The sequence below is a fragment of the Psychrobacter sp. CX21 genome, from assembly GCF_057396255.1.
Genome location: NZ_JBXYJG010000021.1, coordinates 17,564 through 38,607, shown reverse-complemented (window position 1 = coordinate 38,607; position 21,044 = coordinate 17,564). Strand labels below are relative to the sequence as shown.

The 21,044-nt window shown below is 39.7% G+C and carries 21 protein-coding genes and 1 tRNA gene; 14 read left to right on the top strand and 8 right to left on the bottom strand.

Annotated elements, in window-relative coordinates; translation table 11 throughout:
• Positions 1-34: 34 nt before the first annotated feature.
• From AC2SLP_RS10795 to AC2SLP_RS10785, 3 genes are all read right to left on the bottom strand, one after another.
• Positions 35-361 (bottom strand): transposase, encoded by a 327-nt coding sequence (locus AC2SLP_RS10795; protein ID WP_486535256.1) that lies wholly within the window; start codon positions 359-361, stop codon positions 35-37.
• 37 nt (positions 362-398) lie between these two features.
• Complete coding sequence (locus AC2SLP_RS10790) at positions 399-1,037, bottom strand: IS110 family transposase (RefSeq protein ID WP_486535257.1); 639 nt, start codon at positions 1,035-1,037, stop codon at positions 399-401.
• Between the two features lie 217 nt (positions 1,038-1,254).
• Positions 1,255-1,974: a DUF4230 domain-containing protein gene (locus tag AC2SLP_RS10785; protein WP_486536673.1), complete on the bottom strand. Its 720-nt coding sequence runs from the start codon at positions 1,972-1,974 to the stop codon at positions 1,255-1,257.
• 370 nt (positions 1,975-2,344) lie between these two features.
• On the opposite strand from AC2SLP_RS10785, the gene AC2SLP_RS10780 reads away from it, so the two are divergent.
• The 4 genes from AC2SLP_RS10780 to AC2SLP_RS10765 all read left to right on the top strand — a co-directional run bounded on the left by AC2SLP_RS10780 (position 2,345) and on the right by AC2SLP_RS10765 (position 7,324).
• On the top strand, positions 2,345-4,120 hold the full coding sequence (locus AC2SLP_RS10780) for a proline--tRNA ligase (RefSeq protein WP_486536672.1): 1,776 nt from the start codon (positions 2,345-2,347) through the stop codon (positions 4,118-4,120).
• A 410-nt stretch (positions 4,121-4,530) separates the two neighbouring features.
• A complete protein-coding gene (locus AC2SLP_RS10775; protein WP_486536671.1) occupies positions 4,531-5,187 on the top strand; it encodes a potassium channel family protein in 657 nt (218 codons plus the stop codon).
• Between the two features lie 55 nt (positions 5,188-5,242).
• Positions 5,243-6,568, top strand: coding sequence for a TrkH family potassium uptake protein (locus tag AC2SLP_RS10770; protein WP_486536670.1), 1,326 nt, complete (start codon positions 5,243-5,245; stop codon positions 6,566-6,568).
• A gap of 171 nt (positions 6,569-6,739) precedes the next feature.
• Positions 6,740-7,324 (top strand): DUF3124 domain-containing protein, encoded by a 585-nt coding sequence (locus AC2SLP_RS10765; protein ID WP_486536669.1) that lies wholly within the window; start codon positions 6,740-6,742, stop codon positions 7,322-7,324.
• A 639-nt stretch (positions 7,325-7,963) separates the two neighbouring features.
• On the opposite strand, the gene AC2SLP_RS10760 is transcribed toward AC2SLP_RS10765, so the two are convergent.
• The 3 genes from AC2SLP_RS10760 to AC2SLP_RS10750 are packed head-to-tail and all read right to left on the bottom strand — an operon-like array spanning position 7,964 to position 10,003.
• Positions 7,964-8,440: an ExbD/TolR family protein gene (locus AC2SLP_RS10760; protein ID WP_486536668.1), complete on the bottom strand. Its 477-nt coding sequence runs from the start codon at positions 8,438-8,440 to the stop codon at positions 7,964-7,966.
• Positions 8,441-8,496: 56 nt separating this feature from the next.
• Positions 8,497-9,063, bottom strand: a complete 567-nt coding sequence (locus tag AC2SLP_RS10755) for a MotA/TolQ/ExbB proton channel family protein (RefSeq protein ID WP_486536667.1) — start codon at positions 9,061-9,063, stop codon at positions 8,497-8,499.
• Positions 9,064-9,100: 37 nt separating this feature from the next.
• Positions 9,101-10,003, bottom strand: coding sequence for an energy transducer TonB (locus AC2SLP_RS10750; RefSeq protein ID WP_486536666.1), 903 nt, complete (start codon positions 10,001-10,003; stop codon positions 9,101-9,103).
• A 194-nt stretch (positions 10,004-10,197) separates the two neighbouring features.
• Between AC2SLP_RS10750 and AC2SLP_RS10745 the strand changes: the two genes are divergently transcribed.
• The 3 genes from AC2SLP_RS10745 (at position 10,198) to AC2SLP_RS10735 (ending at position 11,093) form a co-directional block, all read left to right on the top strand.
• Positions 10,198-10,704, top strand: a complete 507-nt coding sequence (locus AC2SLP_RS10745) for a 3'-5' exonuclease (protein WP_486536665.1) — start codon at positions 10,198-10,200, stop codon at positions 10,702-10,704.
• A 42-nt stretch (positions 10,705-10,746) separates the two neighbouring features.
• A complete protein-coding gene (locus tag AC2SLP_RS10740) occupies positions 10,747-10,911 on the top strand; it encodes a hypothetical protein (protein ID WP_486536664.1) in 165 nt (54 codons plus the stop codon).
• A gap of 105 nt (positions 10,912-11,016) precedes the next feature.
• Positions 11,017-11,093 (top strand) — tRNA-Val (locus AC2SLP_RS10735).
• 201 nt (positions 11,094-11,294) lie between these two features.
• Here the strand turns inward: AC2SLP_RS10735 and AC2SLP_RS10730 are convergent.
• Positions 11,295-11,522: a helix-turn-helix domain-containing protein gene (locus AC2SLP_RS10730; RefSeq protein WP_486536663.1), complete on the bottom strand. Its 228-nt coding sequence runs from the start codon at positions 11,520-11,522 to the stop codon at positions 11,295-11,297.
• A 116-nt stretch (positions 11,523-11,638) separates the two neighbouring features.
• Between AC2SLP_RS10730 and AC2SLP_RS10725 the strand changes: the two genes are divergently transcribed.
• The 5 genes from AC2SLP_RS10725 to AC2SLP_RS10705 all read left to right on the top strand — a co-directional run bounded on the left by AC2SLP_RS10725 (position 11,639) and on the right by AC2SLP_RS10705 (position 14,228).
• A complete protein-coding gene (locus tag AC2SLP_RS10725; protein ID WP_007393965.1) occupies positions 11,639-11,854 on the top strand; it encodes a hypothetical protein in 216 nt (71 codons plus the stop codon).
• Positions 11,855-11,864: 10 nt separating this feature from the next.
• The gene (locus tag AC2SLP_RS10720; protein WP_486536662.1) at positions 11,865-13,082 is read left to right on the top strand and encodes an Arm DNA-binding domain-containing protein; all 1,218 of its coding nucleotides are present in this window, start codon (positions 11,865-11,867) and stop codon (positions 13,080-13,082) included.
• Positions 13,069-13,365 carry a hypothetical protein gene (locus AC2SLP_RS10715; RefSeq protein ID WP_486536661.1) on the top strand — a complete coding sequence of 99 codons (297 nt, stop codon included), beginning with the start codon at positions 13,069-13,071 and terminating at the stop codon, positions 13,363-13,365. Before AC2SLP_RS10720 ends, AC2SLP_RS10715 begins: the two co-directional genes overlap by 14 nt.
• 14 nt (positions 13,366-13,379) lie before the next feature.
• Positions 13,380-13,697 carry a hypothetical protein gene (locus tag AC2SLP_RS10710; RefSeq protein ID WP_486536660.1) on the top strand — a complete coding sequence of 106 codons (318 nt, stop codon included), beginning with the start codon at positions 13,380-13,382 and terminating at the stop codon, positions 13,695-13,697.
• A gap of 408 nt (positions 13,698-14,105) precedes the next feature.
• The gene (locus AC2SLP_RS10705; protein WP_486536659.1) at positions 14,106-14,228 is read left to right on the top strand and encodes a hypothetical protein; all 123 of its coding nucleotides are present in this window, start codon (positions 14,106-14,108) and stop codon (positions 14,226-14,228) included.
• 174 nt (positions 14,229-14,402) lie between these two features.
• On the opposite strand, the gene AC2SLP_RS10700 is transcribed toward AC2SLP_RS10705, so the two are convergent.
• Positions 14,403-15,128 (bottom strand): hypothetical protein, encoded by a 726-nt coding sequence (locus AC2SLP_RS10700; RefSeq protein WP_486536658.1) that lies wholly within the window; start codon positions 15,126-15,128, stop codon positions 14,403-14,405.
• A 236-nt stretch (positions 15,129-15,364) separates the two neighbouring features.
• On the opposite strand from AC2SLP_RS10700, the gene AC2SLP_RS10695 reads away from it, so the two are divergent.
• A complete protein-coding gene (locus AC2SLP_RS10695) occupies positions 15,365-18,847 on the top strand; it encodes a DEAD/DEAH box helicase family protein (RefSeq protein ID WP_486536657.1) in 3,483 nt (1,160 codons plus the stop codon).
• Positions 18,834-20,996 (top strand): hypothetical protein, encoded by a 2,163-nt coding sequence (locus AC2SLP_RS10690; RefSeq protein ID WP_486536656.1) that lies wholly within the window; start codon positions 18,834-18,836, stop codon positions 20,994-20,996. The genes AC2SLP_RS10695 and AC2SLP_RS10690 overlap by 14 nt, the downstream gene beginning before the upstream one ends.
• Positions 20,997-21,044: the final 48 nt, after the last annotated feature.

Genomic DNA, 21,044 nt, shown 5'->3' with positions numbered 1-21,044 from the left:
AAGATACCATCTTATATGTCAACTCAAATTACTATCAAATAGCAACTTGAGGTTTGTATTTGCTTTGGTGCTTTATCACACCATAGCAAATCTGTAATAACTTTCTCATACCTGCAATCAAAGCCACTTTTTTGCATTTTCCTCTCTTCAGCAGTCGCTCATATAGTTGCTTAACATCAGGATTGCAACTAATTGCAGATAAAGCACACATAAACAACTTCGATCGTAGGTTGCCATCCCCTTTTTTACTAATACGGCTTTTTCCTTTAAAGATTCCTGACTGTATATGTATAGGGGTTAATCCAACAAATGAGGCACATTGCGAAGCATCCTTAAAATCCTTAGATAGGAGTAGCGACAATACATTCGGTGCGACTGTCTTACCTATGCTTGGAATGCTAACTAGGTTGATAGCCTAACTTTAAGTCAGGATGATTACCTATGTGTTTATCTATTTTGGCTTGGATGATATCTATTTGTTCGTTATAAGTGTCTATCACTTGTTTTATAGACTGGGCGATATCGTTGTCATAGCTTTTTCTAGATTCAACTTTTTCTAGACGGTTGCTTTCTCGCTTTTTATCAGCCTTGAGCGTGTCTAAACGGTCTAGCAGATACTTGAGCTTTCTCACGTGCTCAGGTTCTGGCTGCCATGCTTTAGGGTGCCTTGTATAGGCGTATTGCGCGAGTACGTACGCGTCTTGTTTGTCGGTTTTGTGATGACTGCCGATGGCACCTGCAAATTGTTTGGCATATGCCGGATTAATAACGGATACTGTGTAGCCTTTACTGTGTAGATCATAGGCTAGGTTCTCATAGTATATGCCTGTGGCTTCCATGATGATAAGACATTCATCCGGTTTCTTGTTTGTGCTTTGCTTAGCTAGCCATTTGGTAAAGATTGCAAAGCCTTTTTCGTCATTAGTAAAGGTTTTGCTGTGGGCTTTGTTTTTAACTTTTTTACCTTCTTGGTTTAGCCATGTTGCGTCAAATTTAGCTTTGGATATGTCAATTCCAACGTATACTTGATAGGTCATTTCTTTGCATTTCCCTTGTGAATACAGTGTCTCTTAGTTTTATTTTCTAAGGCACTTTGATACCATTCAATCTAAAGAAATACAGGTAGAGGGCTTTATCTTTGCGTCGAGCTCTTTGGCTATAGCGGGATCACTAGCTCACTCTACCTGCTACCATAGCTAAGGTTAACACTTATCTATGGCTTTTTTAACATACAAGCGTGATTAGCTACTAAATTTAATCAATAGGTCGACATGCCCCTGTACCTTGGGTGTGTACTGTGACCGTTGCACCCGTCATTGCAAATAACTGCTGCATCTCTTTTTGAGCATTGTCTGCTGCTTTTTGCATGACACCATCTTGGCAAGCGCGTTCAAGTATCTCATTTTTTGCACTGGCTTGCGCTTGCTTAAATATTTCAGGTTCAGCTTGAGTCATGCCAAAAAACCCACCCGATTGCCAATCATATACCTCAACGTCATCAAGATAGACCGTAAAAATTTGCGCTGGGGGTAAGGTAATCATAATGTTCGGCATAATAGTCACAGTTGAGCGCTTATCACTACTTGCCATCTGCGCTTTGGCCGCTTCTATTTGCTCTGGCGTCGGGTCAGTGACTTGAACCATCTGGGAGCTAAGTTGACTTAAATCTACCCCGGCGACCACACGACCTTGCGCTAGAAACAGCCCTTTTTGTTCATCCTGCCATAGGCGCTGCCATGTGCCTTCTTGTTCACTAGTAATAATCGTATCTACATTATAAGCCATCGTCTCTAAACGATTGAGTTCTTGAATACGAGACACCACCCCATCACGTGTGACGGTCTGGATTTCAGGTGTGTCATCAGTAGTCATCCTCTGCCAGACTAAAGCAGTAAGCAGAATAATGATAAGCAACATGCCTAATTTTAACCAAACTCGACTGGGTTTGGCGGTGTCAGGACGCTTATTTGTCATAGGGGTCTACCCGTGTTAAAAATAGCAGTTTTGAAAAATTTTAAATCGGTGAGCAATACCTATTCTTTAAATGGTGGTAATAGTAGGTATATTCAATCTTTATACGATTTAAAATACGCTTTAAAGTAATGTTATTTCAATATCGCTGTTTATTTACGATAACTATTAGCATTAACCGTTTCCAATAGTTGTTTGTATTAGGTTTCCTATTCACTGTTTGCATTTACTGCCCCAGATGCGTCTACAACATTAAAAAATGATTGCGTCATGACGCGACTTTACCTAACATAGTCAGGGTAATGGAATAAAACCAAAATTTATAACACGCCACCCCCCTATTCGATATTAAATAGTTAAAGTTGAGTCTTTTATGAGAGCCAGTCAGTTTTTATTAGCGACATTAAAGGAAGTGCCAAGTGATGCCGACATCGCATCGAGCCAATTGATGGTCAGAGCAGGTTTAATCCGTAAGCTTGCGTCGGGGCTATACGTGTGGTTGCCCATCGGTCTTCGGGTGCTACAAAAAGTTGAAAAAATTGTGCGTGAAGAGATGCAAAATATTGGTGCTCAAGAAGTGTTAATGCCAATGACCCAGCCTGCTGAACTGTGGGAGCAAACAGGGCGTATCGAAGATTATGGCCCTGAATTATTAAGGTTTAAGGACCGTCATCATAGAGACTTTGTATTAGGCCCGACCCATGAAGAGGTCATTACCAGTATTGCCGATGGCGAGCTGCGCAGTTACAAACAGCTGCCCATGACGTTTTTTCAGATTCAAAATAAGTTCCGTGATGAGATCCGCCCCCGTTTTGGTATTATGCGCGCTCGCGAATTTACCATGAAAGACGCCTATTCATTCCACCTAGATCAGCAGTCTTTAGCGATAACCTATCAAGAGATGTACGATGCGTATACGCGGATTTTTAGTCGATTGGGTTTGGACTTTAGAGCCGTGTTGGCGGATACAGGGTCAATTGGTGGCTCGGCCTCGCACGAATTTCATGTATTAGCAGACAGCGGTGAAGATGCGATTGCTTTCTCAAATGGGTCGGACTTTGCCGCAAACGTTGAACTGGTAGAAGCAGTATGTTTTGATGAGCGCCCTGCACCGACGCAAGCCCGTCAAAACGTAGACACACCAAAAATGCCAACTTGCGAAGCGGTTGCTAAACATTTAGATGTTCCGCTAGAACAAACGGTTAAAACGCTGATTGTACATGGCGCTACTGATGAGGCGACTGCCGATAATGAGACGTCTGCCGATAACGAGACGACTGACGATAATCAAACGCCGTTAGTCGCATTAATCTTACGTGGCGACCATACCTTAAACGCCATCAAAGCTGAAAAAATAGCAGGAGTGGCTACGCCTTTAACGATGGCAAGCGAAGAGGAGATGAGAGACGCTGGTTTGAAAAAGGGCTACATCGGTGTCGATTTAGATATGCCTGTGTATGTTGATCGTGCAGCGGCGGCGCTGGCAGATTTTGTATCAGGTGCCAATGAATATAATATGCACACCACGGGCATGAACTGGGAGCGTGATGCACAAATTACCAAGATTGTTGATATTCGTAATGTCGTTGAGGGCGACCCATCCCCTGATGGGAAAGGCACCTTAAGCATTAAGCGTGGTATTGAAGTAGGTCATATCTTCCAGTTGGGTGATAAGTATTCTAAAGCGCTTAACTGTACGGTTATGGGCGAAGATGGTAAGCCTAAAACCTTGATGATGGGCTGTTACGGTATTGGGGTTAGCCGTATTATTGCCGCCTCTATTGAACAAAACCATGACGACAACGGTATCATCTGGACAAAAACCCCTAATCTAAAAGATTCGATTGCGCCGTTCGACATTGCTATTGTACCGATGAAATCAAAAACGGATACAGTGATGAACACGGCCGTAGCCTTATATGATGAGCTCAAATCAAAAGGCTTAAACGTGATTTTAGATGATCGTAACGAGCGTCCTGGCGTTAAGTTTGCCGATTTAGAACTGATTGGCATCCCGCACCGTATCGTAGTATCTGAACGCAATTTGGCTGATGATAACACTGACGACAAATACGAGTACGTTGACCGCCATGACGGCGAAAAACAATTGTTAAGCCTTGAGGACGTAATTGCTAAAGTGAGTGGTTAGCCTGTTTCGATAATGCTAAGTCGTATTTTAGAAGAACCTCAATTGAGGTTCTTTTTTTGTCTATACGTTTGATAGAAAGTATTTAAGAAAAAAGTATTGCATCTACGATAGCAACTGGAAAGTGTTTATGAAAGTGTTTATATAGTCAAAGAAGTCTACAATGGTTACAAGGCAACCGAGTGCAAGTAGCAATTAATACTAATACGGGAGTAGGCTTAGCGAGGTTAATACTGTGACTCTTAGTGACTCTTTATAAGTGCGCTGACTATAGTTCGTTGGTTATACCTATATATGTTTGAGGCTGGTTTGGTAGATACACAACGTCTACGATTTTAATGTATTCGTTATAGTTTTAACCTAGAGACTCGCAGTAGAATAGCCTTAGTCTGGCAACGTCTAAAAGGTGTATTATGCAATTTGCAGTTATAGGGTTAGGTGCTTTTGGGCGCACTTGTGCCATCGAGCTTCAAAATCAAGGCAATGAGGTTATTGGCATAGATTTGGATGAAGTAGAAACTGATAAGGTCAGTAATATATTGAGTCATTCTGTTATTGCAGATGCCACCAATAAAGAGGTCACCGATGAGCTTAATTTAGCCCAGTTTGACGGGGTGCTCGTCAGTATAGGTGACGATCTTGAAGCCAGTTTGCTTTGCACCTTGAACCTGGTCAATTTGAACATCAAAAACCTGTGGGTTAAAGCAAAAACCGATGCGCACCATACTATTTTAAAAAACATGGGCGTTACCAATATCATTCATCCAGAACAAGATATGGGGGTTCGCATTGCTCAAGCGATGAACTACCCAATGGTGAGACAGTATCTATCTTTGGGTAATGATGAATTTATCGTGCGTATTGATATTCCTAGCCAGTGGGCTGCGCAATTAGTTAGTGAGATTTTACACAAACATCCCAACATACAACTGCTAAGCGTAGTACGTAACACAAAAACGATTCATAATTATGATAACCATATGCAAATACTGCCTGAGGATAAACTTATATTTTCAGGGCTATTAAAATACTTAAAACCTTTGGCAAAGTATTTTCATAAAGATGCTTGATCTAGTTTGTTGGGTTTTAACTTAATAGGTAGGTTTGTTCAAACAGGTATATGCTATGTCAATAAAGTTACCACGGCTCTTTACCTCACCTCCTATGATACTGGCGTTTGGTTACTTGGTGTTGATCGGTTTGGGCAGTGGTCTGTTAAAACTCTCTGTAGCCACCCATGAGTCAATATCATGGTTAGATGCCCTGTTTACAGCCACATCGGCGGTAACCGTAACAGGTCTTGCTGTGGTAGATACGGCAATATACAGTACCTTTGGGCAAGTGGTGATAGCCGCTTTAATTCAGCTTGGCGGCTTAGGATTTATGACCTTTGCAGTATTGGCATTTTTTAGTTTGCAGCGCAGATTGAACATTAAAAGCCAAATGATTGCTAGCGAAGCCTTGGGCGATACCAATTTTAAAGACATTATTGGCACGGCCAAATATGTGGTTAAGATTGCTTTTGTGATAGAGGCGTTGGGTTTTATTGCTTTAACAGCCTTGTTTATACCGCAAATGCCGTTGTCGGATGCTATGTATCATGGGGTTTTTTATTCGATATCAGCCTTTAACAACGCGGGGTTTGCCCTTACCAGCGATAGTTTATCGCCCTATGTGGGTGATATAGGCATAACCGTAGTTATTACCAGTTTAATTACCCTTGGCGGGCTGGGGTTTTTAGTAATTAGAGACCTCATAACTCATAAGAGCTGGTATCAATTTGAAGCCAATACCAAGTTGGTTATTGTGGCAACGGCCGTGCTTAATCTTATTGCCTTTGTTTTATATTGGTTGTTTGAACATAACAATATGCAGACCCTTGGAGCGTTAAGTTTAAGTGACCAAATAACTGCCGCTTGGTTTCAAGCAATCACCCCAAGAACCGCAGGGTTTAACAGTATAGCGATTGACCAATTAACAGATGCAAGCACTCTACTTACGCTGTTTCTCATGTTTATTGGTGGTGGGTCGCTCTCTACTGCAAGTGGTCTAAAGCTGGGAACCTTTGTCCTCATACTATTGACCACCTGGTCCTACCTTCGGCAACGTGATCATGTGGTCGTATTTGAACGGCGCATACCTGAACGTCAAGTGCGCAAAGCATTGGCTTTATTTAGTATTACCATGATGCTTATATTTTTCTGTGTGTTTGTACTTGCTATTATCGAAGCTGATCATGCCTTTGAAGATGTGCTGTTTGAGGTGGTATCGGCCTTAAGTACCGTTGGCTTATCACGAGGTTTGACCACAGAGTTAAGTAGCTTTGGGCAGATAGTGATTATGTTTATGATGTTTGCCGGTCGGGTAGGCCCTTTAACCCTAGCCTTTTTGATTGCAATGCCAAAAACTACCAAGATAAAGTATCCAGAAACCAATATTTTAGTGGGTTAGCTATTATAAAAGTTGTTTGAAAAGCACGCCACATAGCCCATAAGCATAATATAGCTCCTAAGATAATATAGCTCCTAAGATAATATAGCTCCTAAGCATCACATAGCCCATAAACATAAGATAGCTTCTAAACATAGTACTTAACATTATTTTAATTAAGGTAGATAGCGCATGAGAAACAGCATTTTATTGGGGTTGTTACTCTCTTTAAGTTTGGGGCTTGCAGGGTGTGATAATACTGAAATCGACCCTAATATAGTTTATAACGATAAACAACAAAGCCCCTTAGATACCTTACAAACAGACGATACCATTAGTAATGATCTGCCCTATCAACAGATGTTTTATGTGCCTGTGTACTCCGATATCTATGTGGACGAAGGCAATCCTAAAGTGTTGTTATCAGCGACCTTAAGTATCCGTAATACCAGCTTGCAGGACAGTTTTTATGTTACCAAGATTGATTATTACAATACCGAAGGTAAGTTTGTGCGTCATTATTTAGAAAAATCAATTGAGTTACCGCCTATGGGCACGCTTAATTATATCGTTGAGAAACATGACGATACAGGAGGCTCTGGTGCTAACTTTGTGCTTAATGTAGAGAGTAGCGCCGCCGATATCAAACCCCTAATTGAATCGGTAATGATAGGCAGCTTTAGTAATAAAGCGCTTGCCTTTAGAAGCCCTGCCCTCGCTATGACAGATATGACAGATTTGACAGATACTAATCCTGTCGGTATTTCTAAACAATAAATGTCATTGCTAAAGCTTAGAATGCTCAATGCTAAAGCTTAAGATGCTCATTATGATAGCCACACCCAAACCACGACGGCGCTGGTTAAGAACATGGTCTGACCGCTAGCCCCGATAGCAGCGGCTATACTGGCGGCTTAAGTGGGCTGCGGTGGCTCGGTTTGGCGTGGCGCGCGTAGCAGGCGACACGCCAAATCTTAGCCACTCGCCCCGCTTGAGACGACAGATAGTAGCGAATAGCGGGATTGGCTTCTAATTAACCACATCCCCCTACTATCTACATAGCCCCTAATTAATAAATCATGGCGCTTAATATATGAAAAGACCTCAACACGTTGATGTTAAGGGCTTTTAGCTATGGTTGAGACGTTGGGTTTTTAGTGTCAGGCGGCGTACTTAAGACGTACGGCTTTGGTCATTTCTACCATAGCGAACGGAATAGCTATAAAAATTGTTATAAAATTCAATGGAGTTATCATAAGCGAATATCATAATGAATAAAAGTCACGTTATTCAATTTAAGATGAATCTAACTAATATTAGGGTCTATTGAACATTCAAATATTAGGACTGCTTAACTATTTAAATTCTTTTAATTGCTTAGGCTATTTATCTACATATCGATTAGGTATATATAGTTTAAGGATCTGCTACAAATGCAATTTGGGTTAGGTTAGCGTTATTCGCCATCGCTAGTATGTTAGCCACACTTTCATAACGAGCGTTTTTATCAGCATAGATATGAATACTGGGCTTTTGATTCTTATTTTGAGCTGAAGGAGCTTGACTTGATTGAACTTGGTTTGGTTGAGTTTGATTTGGTTGAGTTTCATCTAAACGGGTGAGTTGATTGAATCGGGATTCTAACTGGCGCATGGTAACGCTTTCATTGTTCCAATATAAACCGCCTTTAGCATCGACACTGATGTGAATGATGGGTGCGGCAGTCTCTTGAGTGGTTGCAGCAGCTTTGGGAAGCTCAAGCGGTATAGCGGGGTTTACTACTGAAGCTGTAATCATAAATATGATGGTTAACACCAGCATGATATCAATGAGCGGAATAAGGTTCATCTCGTTGATACTGGGTATGTCATCATCGCCTAGTTTAAAAGCCATGTAATTTAATGCTCCTGTTAATGCTCCTGCATAATTTATAACCACACTGAATCAGATTATTTTTGATGCGTCGTCGTGCTGTCGCCTAATATACCGTAAGCAGTATCATTAGCAATGAACTGAATTCGGCGGTTTAATCGTACCGCCACGTTGTAGAATACAACTGCGGGTATTGCAACTGCCAAACCTAACCCCGTCATAATAAGTGCCTCCCCTACTGGCCCTGCAACCTGCTCGAGGGTGGCGTTACCTGAAGCGCCAATATTGTCTAAAGCGTGAAATATTCCCCACACGGTGCCAAATAACCCAATAAAGGGGGCGACTGACGCAATGGTTCCCAAAATGGAGAGCCCTTTTTCGCATTGATAGCGGTAGCGGCCGATATGTTGTAACAACGCTTGTTCAGTAGCTGTCTTACGCTGATCGTATGGTAAAGCGTGCCAATGTTTGGATTGTTCAGTAAGCGCATGTGTTAAGTCATCTGCAACTTTATTTTTCAAACGATAACTTTTTATAATGCGCAATATGCCCGTCACCCAAGTCAAAATGGATAAGGCAATTAGAATAAAAAATAATGTCTTTGTAATGACATCGGTATACTGCCAATAGGCGTCAAAACCCATAGATATCCTTAAGTAAAATTATATTTATAAAAAAATTTTAAAATTCAACGTGTAACGTCGCAATCCCCTCATTTGCAACAACGTTGACTTTAAAGGGATGAAGTTTGGCTTTTTTTACCGCCTGTATAACCTCTTTATCAAATTTGATATCACCTGAACCCTCTACTTCTAAAATTTTGATATTACCATTTTTATCAACTTTTAATTTTAATACAACGTCATAGGTCTTATTTTTATCAGAGCCAGTTTTAGAACTAAAGTTAAAGTCTGGTTTTCTCTCCCATCTTGGATCATGAATAGTAATTTCGATAGGCGTATCTTGGAGGTTATTAGCTAGTGTGGACACAACAATATCATCAGGTGAGCTATCCAAACCACTTTGGCTTACACCCGTTATATCTTTTCTGCTAGCATTGTTTGTCGTTACCGTCTGCTGGGTGCCATCATTAGTGCCAGTACTCACGTTATTGTTGTTACTTTTATCGTTGTTATTTTTATTGATATTTATATCGCGGTTATCGTCCTTGGTGTTTTTATTAGATTCAGAGGATTGAGATTCAACTGAACCGTATGCAGCAACATTAGGGGTGTCATCATCATTGGTAGTCTGCGTCTTATTGTTGTTGTTATTATACCGGGTATGGTTCTGAGTCTCTTGTGTATTATTAGATGCTGTTTCCGTTGTAGTCCCTGTTGTATTAGTATTAGAAGCCGTAATATCTGAAGCTTGCTGTTTATTATTATTTGTAGCCTCTTGCGTAGGGTTACGAACACCTCTCGATGCTTGTTTAGTATCTATGTCAGTAGATGGCGTAATGCGTTCTGATAATACTGTAATTTGAATAGGCTCCGGGCTAGGGATGTCTTTAGGTTTGATGTTCGTATTAAGATTGTCTATTATTACTGCGGCTACTACCAAATGAAGAGCGGCAACACTCATAATTATAGTGACCACTAACCTATACGATGGAAATGTTTTTGTTGATTTGTGAGTCATATAAACGGTGGATGATCCTTAATATTATGCCAATTCATTATGTTTAAATGAAGCACTGGATAAATAACACTTTAAACCTGTCAGTTTATAACAGATGTCGAGTACAATACAGCTTACAGATTTAGTAAGGCTATTTGATGACTATTTATATATTTGATACCGAAACCACAGGCTTAGTTGAGCCACACATGACGGAAGCCGCTTACTCTATTGTTGATATTAAAGACAGCGAGGTCATCGTTTTGCAAGCGCCAAGAGCGAAACGATTTAACCCTTTAAAGCAGATCAGCTTAGGCTCGATGGCAACGTCGCATATATGTGAAGAGGATATTATAGACGAGTCGCCACATACCGACTTTAAGTTGCCTGATAATGTTGAGTATCTTATTGGGCACAATATTGACTTTGATATGCAGGTATTAAAAAATGCAGGTGTGATGCGCACGCCCAAGCTTATTTGTACCCAAGTCATGGCAAACTATTTATTGCCAACGCTAGAAAGCCACACTTTAGTTGCCTTGCTTTATCATTTTCATTACGACGTTGCCCGTGCTGAAGCCAAACATGCTCACGCTGCTATTAACGATATCTATTTTACACAATTGGTTCTACAAAGTTTGATTGATTTGGCAAATGAGAGATAACATGATATTAACGACATTGTTAGCTTGTACGAGTTTAGCCAAATGGCACGTATCCCAACCCACTTGAGCTTTGGTAAGTATAAAGGTCAATTGATTGAAGATGTCGCTGCTAGCTCTGAGGGCGCTAGATATCTCAAATGGCTATTGAATCAGGAGTCTGTCGACCCTTATTTGGTGCAAGCCTGCCAAAAGGCCTTCGATGCGTAGCTTTGTTTTAAACAGGTTTGGTAATCTTATTTAAATTTTATACGCAAGGTGTAGAACAAAAAGCTTGCAAAGCGTGAAAAACTTGTTAAAATACTTCACCTCAATAGGCGTATAGCTCAGTTGGTTAGAGCGCTACCTTGACATGGTAGAGGTCGCTAGTTCGAATCTAGTTACGCCTACCAAGATTTGAAAACCCCAATCTTTATGATTGGGGTTTTTTTGTGCCCGTAATATAAGGGCTGACACTAATTCTAACTTTCGCCACAATCCATCGATTTGAGCTTAACCTATCACTCGCAAAAAACCCGTGTGCCCAGATTGTGCCCAAGTTGTGCCTGCTCTAAATTCTTTGACTCAAAAATGCCTAAAATTTGACCTCTACTCTACTTTTCTAAGTCCTGCTCTTCTGCATCAGCAACATATTCAAATATATCCCCAACCTCAACCTCTAAAAACTCACACAGCTTATCAATAGTATCGAAGTCGATTCTTGATGATTGGTCATTATATATTTTATGTAACGTTGTTTTGCTAATTCCTGTCGCTCGTACGGCATCCGCTACCTTTAGTCTTCTTTCCGCTAACAAAGTCGGTAAATGATTAACTATCACAGAAAAACTCCAATCTTAGTTGTAAAAAGTACTTGCATAGTTATAAATATGTGCTAAATTACAACTATGGTATTTAAAAGTACCGTGATGATTAAACTTTATATAAGGAATGTATTATGTCACATACTTACTTAACAACCCAAGAGCTTTCTGAACGCATTAAGTACACCCCTCGTACGATTCGAAATGAACTTAAAGACAGTGTTCTGATTGAAGGCATTCACTACATCAGACCCTTTGGTGGTAGAAAAATCCTTTATGTATGGGAAGAAATTGAAAAAGACATGCGTGTCGGCGTATCCGGCAGCATCAACGCCATGGCATTACAATAAGGAGGCTATTATGGCTAGCATTAGAAGCCGAGGTAAAAAGTTGTTTGTCGACTTTCGATACTTAGGAGTCCGTTGTCGTGAAACAACCAATTTGATTGATACCCCTGAAAACCGTAAGAAGTTGCAAAAGATAATTGAAAGGATGGAAGCTGAGATTGTTTTGGGTACGTTCAATTACGCTCAGTACTTCCCCAAGAGTGATAAAGCTGAACGGATGATGTATCTAAGTGAGCGAAAAGAATGCATCACGATCAATGTGCCTTCATTTACCCAGTTTGCAGAACTCTGGTTTTCAGAAAAAGAGATTGAATGGCGTGCTACTCAAAGGCGCAAAGTCAGAGAAATACTGGATATGTACTTACTGCCTGAATTTAAAAACAGGCCCATTGAAGGCATAAAAAAGACAGATGTATTAGCCTTCCGCTCATCACTCGCCAAAGTTACGCGCGGAAAAACTAACAAACATCTGTCAGCGGCACGCATAAACTCTATCATGGTACCTTTGGGTATGATACTAAAAGAAGCGGCCAAACGCTACAAGTTTGAAAATCCTTATGAGGATATCAAAGCACTTAAAGAGCCTAAGGTTAATATTCAGCCCTTCACATTAGAGGAGGTTTGGAAGTTTTTAAACGGTGTCAGAGTAGACTATAAGGCTTACTATCTTGTGCGCTTTTTTACGGGTATGCGAACCAGCGAGATTGATGGTTTAATTTGGGAGAATGTTGACTTTAGTCGAAGAGAGATTGTAATCAATCAGGCGTTGGTTAAAGGCAAAATCGTTCCACCTAAGACGCAAGAGTCTTATAGAGCCATCCAAATGTCACAACTGGTCTATGATGCGTTAAAGGAGCAATACAAGGTCACTTATGGCAAATCTGACTATGTTTTCTGCTCTCATAAGGGAGAGCCATTTGACTATAACAACGTTAACAAACGAGTTTGGCATCCTACGCTTAAAGCATTAGGCCTTAAAAAGCGCAATGCTTATCAAACTAGGCATACTGCAGCCACTCTGTGGTTAGCCGCTGGTGAGAGCCCTGAATGGATTGCATATCAGATGGGTCATTCAACCACTAAGATGCTGTTTAATACTTACAGTCGCTACGTACCTAACATGACTCGTCAAGATGGTAGCGCTTTTGAAGCGTTGGTCAATCGTAGTCAAGCGCAGTTTGACACGAGCAATATGGATATGGACAAGGAGGTTAACAATGAAGATCATTGATTATCAAACACTATTGGCTGATCACAAACCTCAAGGACATATTAGTGCTGAGGCAAATAGTATTGCAAATGCCTTGATACGCGATAACTGTATTCAGGCAGGTAATGATTTAGCACGTTTCTTAGAGGTTGACACTTGCTTTGATAACCATATGGCGCTGCGCGTATGGGTACAAAACAAGCTGGACAACGCGCCAACAAAGTCTGTTGTAGCAGAGGAGTTCCACGCCTCTTTAGAGCGTGAGTTACGAGATTTATTTACAAACCCTGGTTATGGCTATTAAGTGAGGCGTTTATTATGACTTTAAAACTTCAACCTAACATAACTCAGGGTATCCAAGAGCTCAATATGTGTGAGGATTACTGGGCTTATGATCCCACTACGGTCTATATTGAGCATGTTAAGTCAGTATGCTACAAACACAGCGTTAGCACTCCAGAGTTATTTAATGAAATCAGACAGTGCTTTGCTTATTTAGATGATGTTAGATGCGCATTTTGTGGCTATGTCTGCCCTGTAGAGATACCTGCTGATATCCCTTATATGCGATCCAAAGATAGTTGGTACTGTGAGGTATGTGAGTACGACATACAGCAGGAATATTACAGCCGTTAAAATTTAAACCATTAATACAGGAAAGCCAGACAACCTAAGTTGTCTGGCTTTTTTTTTAAATAATCCGTTAACAAAATGTATTTTTATATCAATGGGCATTTTGCGGCCTAGTCAATTGTAATTACTGCATATCTCGTTGATTTACAATGGGGTTGTTCAAACCCACCACCGCCCTCAGGTTGATATTGGACGTCTACTATATATTTGACTTTGCTGAACTGACCATAACATTCGCCATTGCCAATGCCAATGCCAATGCCAATGCTAACACAAGAATAAAGTTCTTTATGCTTTTTAAAAAGCTCATGGTTGGAAGTTTCCGGAAAGTCTAGCTCTGCTGGTCGATAATAATAGTCTTTTGGGAATCCAGGCTCTTGATATTTAATCCAACCATTTTTTGAGAACTATTTGCCAATATCTGTGCAGGACTTACCTCTGATATATGACGCAAGCTTACTAGTATTCTTATTATTAACCTCGTGGGATACTGAAGAGTCAGCAGATGCCATTGCCGTAGAGCCAACCCTATAATTAATAATATATTCATTAGAAATCCTTTCTACATTTAACAATCAAGTCTCATAACTTTTTCAAGCACTTTTATGAACTCTATCAGTAGTCTCTTATCGTTGCCTGCTAATCTAAACAGCAGTTATCACATATTAAAAAAATATTTAAATAAATTTAATGTTTCTTTAACGACACTTATTGCGAGGCTTCTTTCAATCTATTATAAAAATCAATCATCATCTCTTTTGGCAAGTAAATGGCGACCGGCCTAGTATCAGACACAAGGTTCAGCGCACCACCGTTTGCGTAATAAAACAAAAATGTTGGGTTAAGCTCTAAATCATATACCCTTTCATAACGACACCCTTTATTATTGCAATACTCTGTAGCACCTTCAGGCGCTTCAGTCAGATCAAATACACGTCCGTCAGCATCAATAGCCATTATAAAGTCACGTGTTGGCGATGATTTACGAAGCTCATCACTAATACTGTGATCAACAATCAAAGAGCCTGTACCTGTGGATGAGACAATCCGTATATTAGAATGTGCGATATCCTTGGTTTTTGGGTCAACCAAAGCAAGTATGGCATAACGTACACCCTTAGGACTTTTGGTATAGGCGTAGGGCGTTCTTACCAAGTCAAAACTTCTTACTGGTTTAATCTCTGCATGAGTAGCTTCGTATGTAAAATCATAGTTCTGATTGCTGATATTCGGCAGTAAGTGTTCATATTGAGTGCGCATAAACCCAAGGTTTTCAACTCTAGTTCTCTCGCCGATATTCATATCAGGTGTTTTAATCGTGTTTTCAGTAACGTGGGTCAGTTGACTGCTGGTTAGTAACACTGGACTGGTTATACATGAGGCTATCAATATCGGGACAAGCATAGCCAGAATTATACTTTTAGTTAGCTTCATTTAAATAATCCTTAAAATAATATCCTTAGTATGTTTGTTAAATTATCACATACATCTCTTATATACATACTATAAACTGATTATTAAATACTCATTACAAGCCGTTATCCCAATAATTAAGCCAATCAAACCAATACGACATTGGCTGTCGCTAATCACCCAATTACCTATTCACAACACTGCCTCCCTTTATTACACTTCATATGAAAAGAACCTTTGTTAACAAGGAGGCTAAAGTGAAGAGCGTACTTGAGAACTATATCAAGACGGATAATAAAGGACTAATACTACTGGATATGCCAACAGGTAGCGGTAAAACTTACACTATCCAAGAGTATATCCACCATCATATCGATACATTAAAATCTAATAATCGCAAAATTATTTTTATTACCCCTCTTAAGAAAAACCTACCTCTAGACAATCTTAAAAAAAGACTGTCAGACTCTGCTAAATCCCATCTATTTGAATCAGAAGTGCTGTATGTTCAAAGTAGTATTGATGCACTTATAGAGCACTTTGAGGACTGTAAACACAGTATCAAAGAGATGTTTCCAAGCTATGATTATTCTTCTATCCACAGCTATCTAAAAGTTTTAGGGGATCCCAAGCTTAACGATGTTATAAAAAATGAACTTGGAAAAAAATCTAGTGAACTATCTAGCCTTATTAGACAAGAGCTTGCTGACAAGTTTTCTTCTGTTGAAGATAGAATAAAGGCTATTCAGCAAGATCCTAGATGGCAGTGGGTCAGCAAGCTTTTCCCCGCCAGCTTGACGACTGAATACTCAGTGTTATTTATGAGCGTCTCCAAGTTTGTTTACCCTTATCACACCTTGGTAAGACCTATGCAACCTCTGCATGAATTGCTACAGGACTTTCATATTACCTTATTCATTGATGAAGTAGATGCTTCTAAGCAATATGTACAAAACTATATTATTGAACAGGGACTAAAGCATTCTATTGAACCTATCCCCACTGTTAGACAAATTGCATCACGTCATCGTGAGTCAAACTATCCCTCTAGCCTATTACCCTCTCATATTCTTAAAAAACAGCCAGCTGCACCAAAAGAGATAGAGCAGAACTTAAAACAGCAGTCTCAACAAATAGTAGATGACTTCCATCTTAATCTGAGTATCAAAAGCAGTGGCGATAATGACCAGCATGCCTTTATATTTTATGATAAACATACTCATCATCTAGCAGATGCTAATAAGAAGGTGCTGACTATAGAACCTGACTTTGACCACAACAACTTGTGGATCCATCTTAATAAGAAGGATAAAGCTCAACAAAGCAAACAGATTACACTTGGCAAGCTACTCAGCCACACCCAAAGGTATCTAAACTTTTTCACCAGTAGTCTTTACCTATTATCAAACAATTATTACTATAAAAGACGTCAGGCTGCTGGTATTGGGTTTGATGATGCTGCAGCCTCCTATCTAGACTTTTACCACCTGCCTGATGCAACTAAAAAACAATTAATTAATGAAATCAGCTATCAAAGGATTGCTAAGGACTGGGGCTTTAACAAAAATATAGTGCCAAGTAGTCCTAGCAATGATGTAGAGCAATTAGAAGCAACCCGTTTTTATGAAAAAGGCTTCGTCTATCATTCGATTCAGAACAGCGAAAGCCATGCGGCTCGTTCAAAAGTCCAAAGTTACAACTTCCCATGTACTGCTGAATTACTATTCCTCAACTGGTGTAGGCATTATATGGTTGTGGGTGTCTCAGCGACTGCAAATATCCAAAGTCGGCTAGGTAACTACGACTTGTACTATCTAAAATCCTCGTTACAACAAGAATCTTCAGCACAATTCTTCGAACTGTCAGAAGGGCATCGATCAAAGCTTCGGCAGCAGTTTTTAAGTAGCAAATCTGGTTATGACAAAATCGATATTCAAACACACTGGCATGGATTAAAGCATGAACTTCAGACGCATGAAGTAAAAACAGAACTACGAAAGTTATTTAAAGTTGATGAAGGTAATAATAGTGTGGCTACCGAAGATGATATCGATGATCTAATCCAACAAGTGACCTCCTTGCATGATGAAAACAACGCTCTTTATTACCTCAAGCAATACTTTAAAATATTTGAGCTATGGGTCGCTTACTTAACTCAAGATATTTCTGCATTTTTACTTATGTTCGGTAAGGGCTATAAAAAAGAACGTGCTTTTATCACTGAGTTCTGTCAACTGCTAGTATCCATATACCTACCCGCCCAATCGATGCGAAGAAAAGCCAATGAAGAAATAGTAGCCATTGTTGGCTCAGATAGCTTAGATCAGCTTAAAGCCACCAAGTCGGACTTAGAAAAAGGCAAGAAGCGTTTTGTCTTATCGACCTATTCAACCTTAGGCGCAGGTATTAATATTCAATACCCTATTCCAAAACACAGACTTAACAAGCTTGTACAAATAAATGCCTTTGAGGCAAATACCCATACTGATTTTGACGCTCTTTATCTTGATAAACCAACTAATGTTTTAGTAAACACTTACAGAGGGATTCAGTCTGCCTCTGACTTGGTACAGCATATTTATCAGCTTGAGTACTTAAAAGTTGCTGGCTTAACTAGGCAAGATTTTCATAACTACCTACAAAGAGCATTTTTATCCTACTTAGGCAGAACCAACGGTAATTACCTCAAAACGGATATCAATATTCATCAGACTAAAGACTATAAGCTACATATGATGCAAATATTAATTCAGGCAGTAGGACGTATCTGCCGCACTAATATGAAATCGCCCACCATCCACTTGCACTTGGATAAGGCATTAGTCAATATCTGGCATGATGACTTAGGAGATATGCCTGTATTGCCTGAATTTGCACATATCCGCCAAGCTATAGAAGAAAAGAGAACGCACAGTAAAATTCTAGGTGATGCGATTGCTACTAAAGATTTGATTAAGGTAAGAGATGCCATCTACCTTATGTTAGAGAAGTTTAGAGCTAGAACGGCTACCAAGGCGTTGATTAAACAGTGGCAATCCATTAGAGAATTATGTCTTTGTAATCCACAACTTAATGAGGCTAATAAAACGACATATAGTTTCTTTTATACCAGTTTTGAACAGCCAAAATCTGCTTATTTTTACACACAGGAAGTTGATTACAAGCACGTTGAAATCTTAAAAGATAAACAGCCTGGCGCAATTAGTGTCAGTGAACAAAGCGCGAGGCTTGATAAGCTCATGAGCCATCCAGTACTTAGAGCCTATTTCGAAAAGCAGGGCTACGCAACCAGCCTACCTGCATCAAAGCATTGGCTACAGCCTATATTATTCAATAACATCTATAAAGGGGCTTTGGGTGAGGTTTGTGGCGCTTATTTGTGGCATGACTATGGTTTGCCCAAGCTAAGAGAGCTGCCAAAGCATCAGTATGAAACCTTTGACTTTATGGTAAAAGCAGGTGTTTTTGTCGACTTTAAACATTGGTCCAAAAATCTCAAAGACGGTGAACAAGAACGTGCCAAGATATTCAAAAAAATGGATGACATTGGTGCCACTTTGCTTTTTGTTATCAATATTTTAAAAGATTACGACTCTTTAAGTTATCAAGTTTTTAAATCTGACAATAATGATAAACAAATTGTTGAGATTCCTCAGTTTATGTTTGAAGGGTTGCCTGATACAGGCTTAATCAACACTATTAATAACAAAATAAATGAGGCTTGCCATGCTAACCAATAAAACGACACTGACTAATAAACTTACCTTTGATACAGATTTTGTAGCCATTAATGAGGCATATACTTTTTTACGCTTTATATGGCTAGCGACTGATAAAAACATTAAATCAGGAAAATTAAGATGGGCCAACAGTCACCACCTCGACCAACTGCTTGAAAATGAGCAAGCTGAAGCCTGCTTATATCGCTATGGTAAATATGCCTATGCCATGTTTAGCAAGAAAAATACACCGGATATTGAAGCCATCCGCCAACGACTCTCTAGCGATCCTCAATATGAGCATATACAAGTAGACATTGCCTACGCTTCAGCCAACTATACTAAAAAAGTTTATGGCAATGACATTGAAGTCCCTGAAGTTTGGCTATACCAATTACTGTTTAATGCCTTAGCCAACTCTACCAGCCAGCGACTTCACTTTCACAACTTAAATGGGTCTTTAATTTATATACCTCCATTTACCTCTAAAAGAAAATCTAAAAAACTAATCGCGCACGAGATTACGCTAAACAATGCTTTGGTGTTGAATGCAAATGCAGTGACCTTTCAAACCAAAAGTGCAGCTTTCCATGGTGAGAAAGATATTTTAAAACGACAGGCAAAGTTAAACCGGCCAGCATACGAAATCGGTCTTAACACACTAAGACGTATTTATAATCACAATGACAACTGGGAGGTTTTTATTCAAGCCGGTATCCCAGGGACTAAAGCGACCAGTGACGCTTTAAACATCAAAGACCAAGTGAGCTTTGCAAACAGTCGTATGGGCATATTACACGCCCTATTAAACCGCTTTAACAAAAGGTATCAAGGCCTAGTATCTGCACAGTGGGAAAACTTAGCGGTTGATGACTCTGTGCAAGATAGACTGCATATCCTACATAAAGACCGTCAATTTAATAATGTCCTAAAGTCCAAGCGCATCAGACTAATTAACAAAATAAACGGCGACAACAGTACACAACTTCTAGAGGACATGCAGCAACAACTAACTGAGATGGGACTAGATGCCTCTATCGGTCTACGTGAGTCGAAGGGATCTCTACATATTTGCTTAATTAAGCCCAAACAAGACTACGACACACTCGATGATCCCTACTCGGCAGATAAACGCTATAGCAAACAGCACATTACCGATGACAAGTATCAAGAATGCAAAAAAACAGATGAGTCTACTAAAAACAAAGGCAATAATCAGACGAAAAAGAGTCGAAGACAGCTCATACTACAAAACTTACTGAAAGAGCTATTAATCAAGGAGGACGTTACCAACAAATATGTTGCACTATTAAATAACTTCGATCTCAAAGAGCATCAGATACGCTTAGAGGGTACGTGGATATTTGGCACACTTGAAAAGCAAGGCTGTCATTTATTAGAGCTAACAGAAACAGGTGCTTTAAACTACATTTTTCATGATTTTAGTATGTTATTACACGATCATTCTTATACAGATGCGATTGATGCTGTGCGTGATGAAAATGAACCCTATACACATCTACAAGCAAGCCCAATAGAAGCCTTTATCATCTCATCAACTGGTGATATTAACATTATTTTAGACCATAATAAGTGTGTGCTACCCGATCTATCCTTGATTGAGACTGAAATACGCCTAAAAGATGCAGCGCTTCCAGAACACCTAACAAGCCCTAAAGCAGTGATAGAGTTGATTAAAAACTGCCACCTGACCCCTGATGAGCACTGGCAGAAGTTTACTACTGAGCTACTACAGATAACAGATACCCTAGATAAAACAACGCTCAAACAAGTGATTAATCAACACTTTCATACCTCAAGCAAACAAAATAAGCTCATACGAAAAAAACTGCTTGATGCTGGCGTGGTGCTAAGCGTGAGTAAATCTAAAGATAAGATATCTGAGCTCATGCCTGACTTGTTTTCAGTTCAAGCGGGGCAAATTGATGAGTCCAATGCTTGGTATTCGGTCGGCTATTATAGCCAATCCCTACAACAAAGCTTACCTCATATGATACGTATCAAACAGCTTAAAGCATTAAAAGGTGAGGTCGTTCATCAACAGCTCTTGCCGTTATTAGATGTCGATTTTGTTAGATATAAAGCGCCAACCGTGTTGCCTTATCCGTTAAAGTATTTACGAGAGATGATTGCCATTAATAACGTATAAACGTTTGTAACAATACAAAAAAGCCCTTAGTTGTTATGAACTAAACCC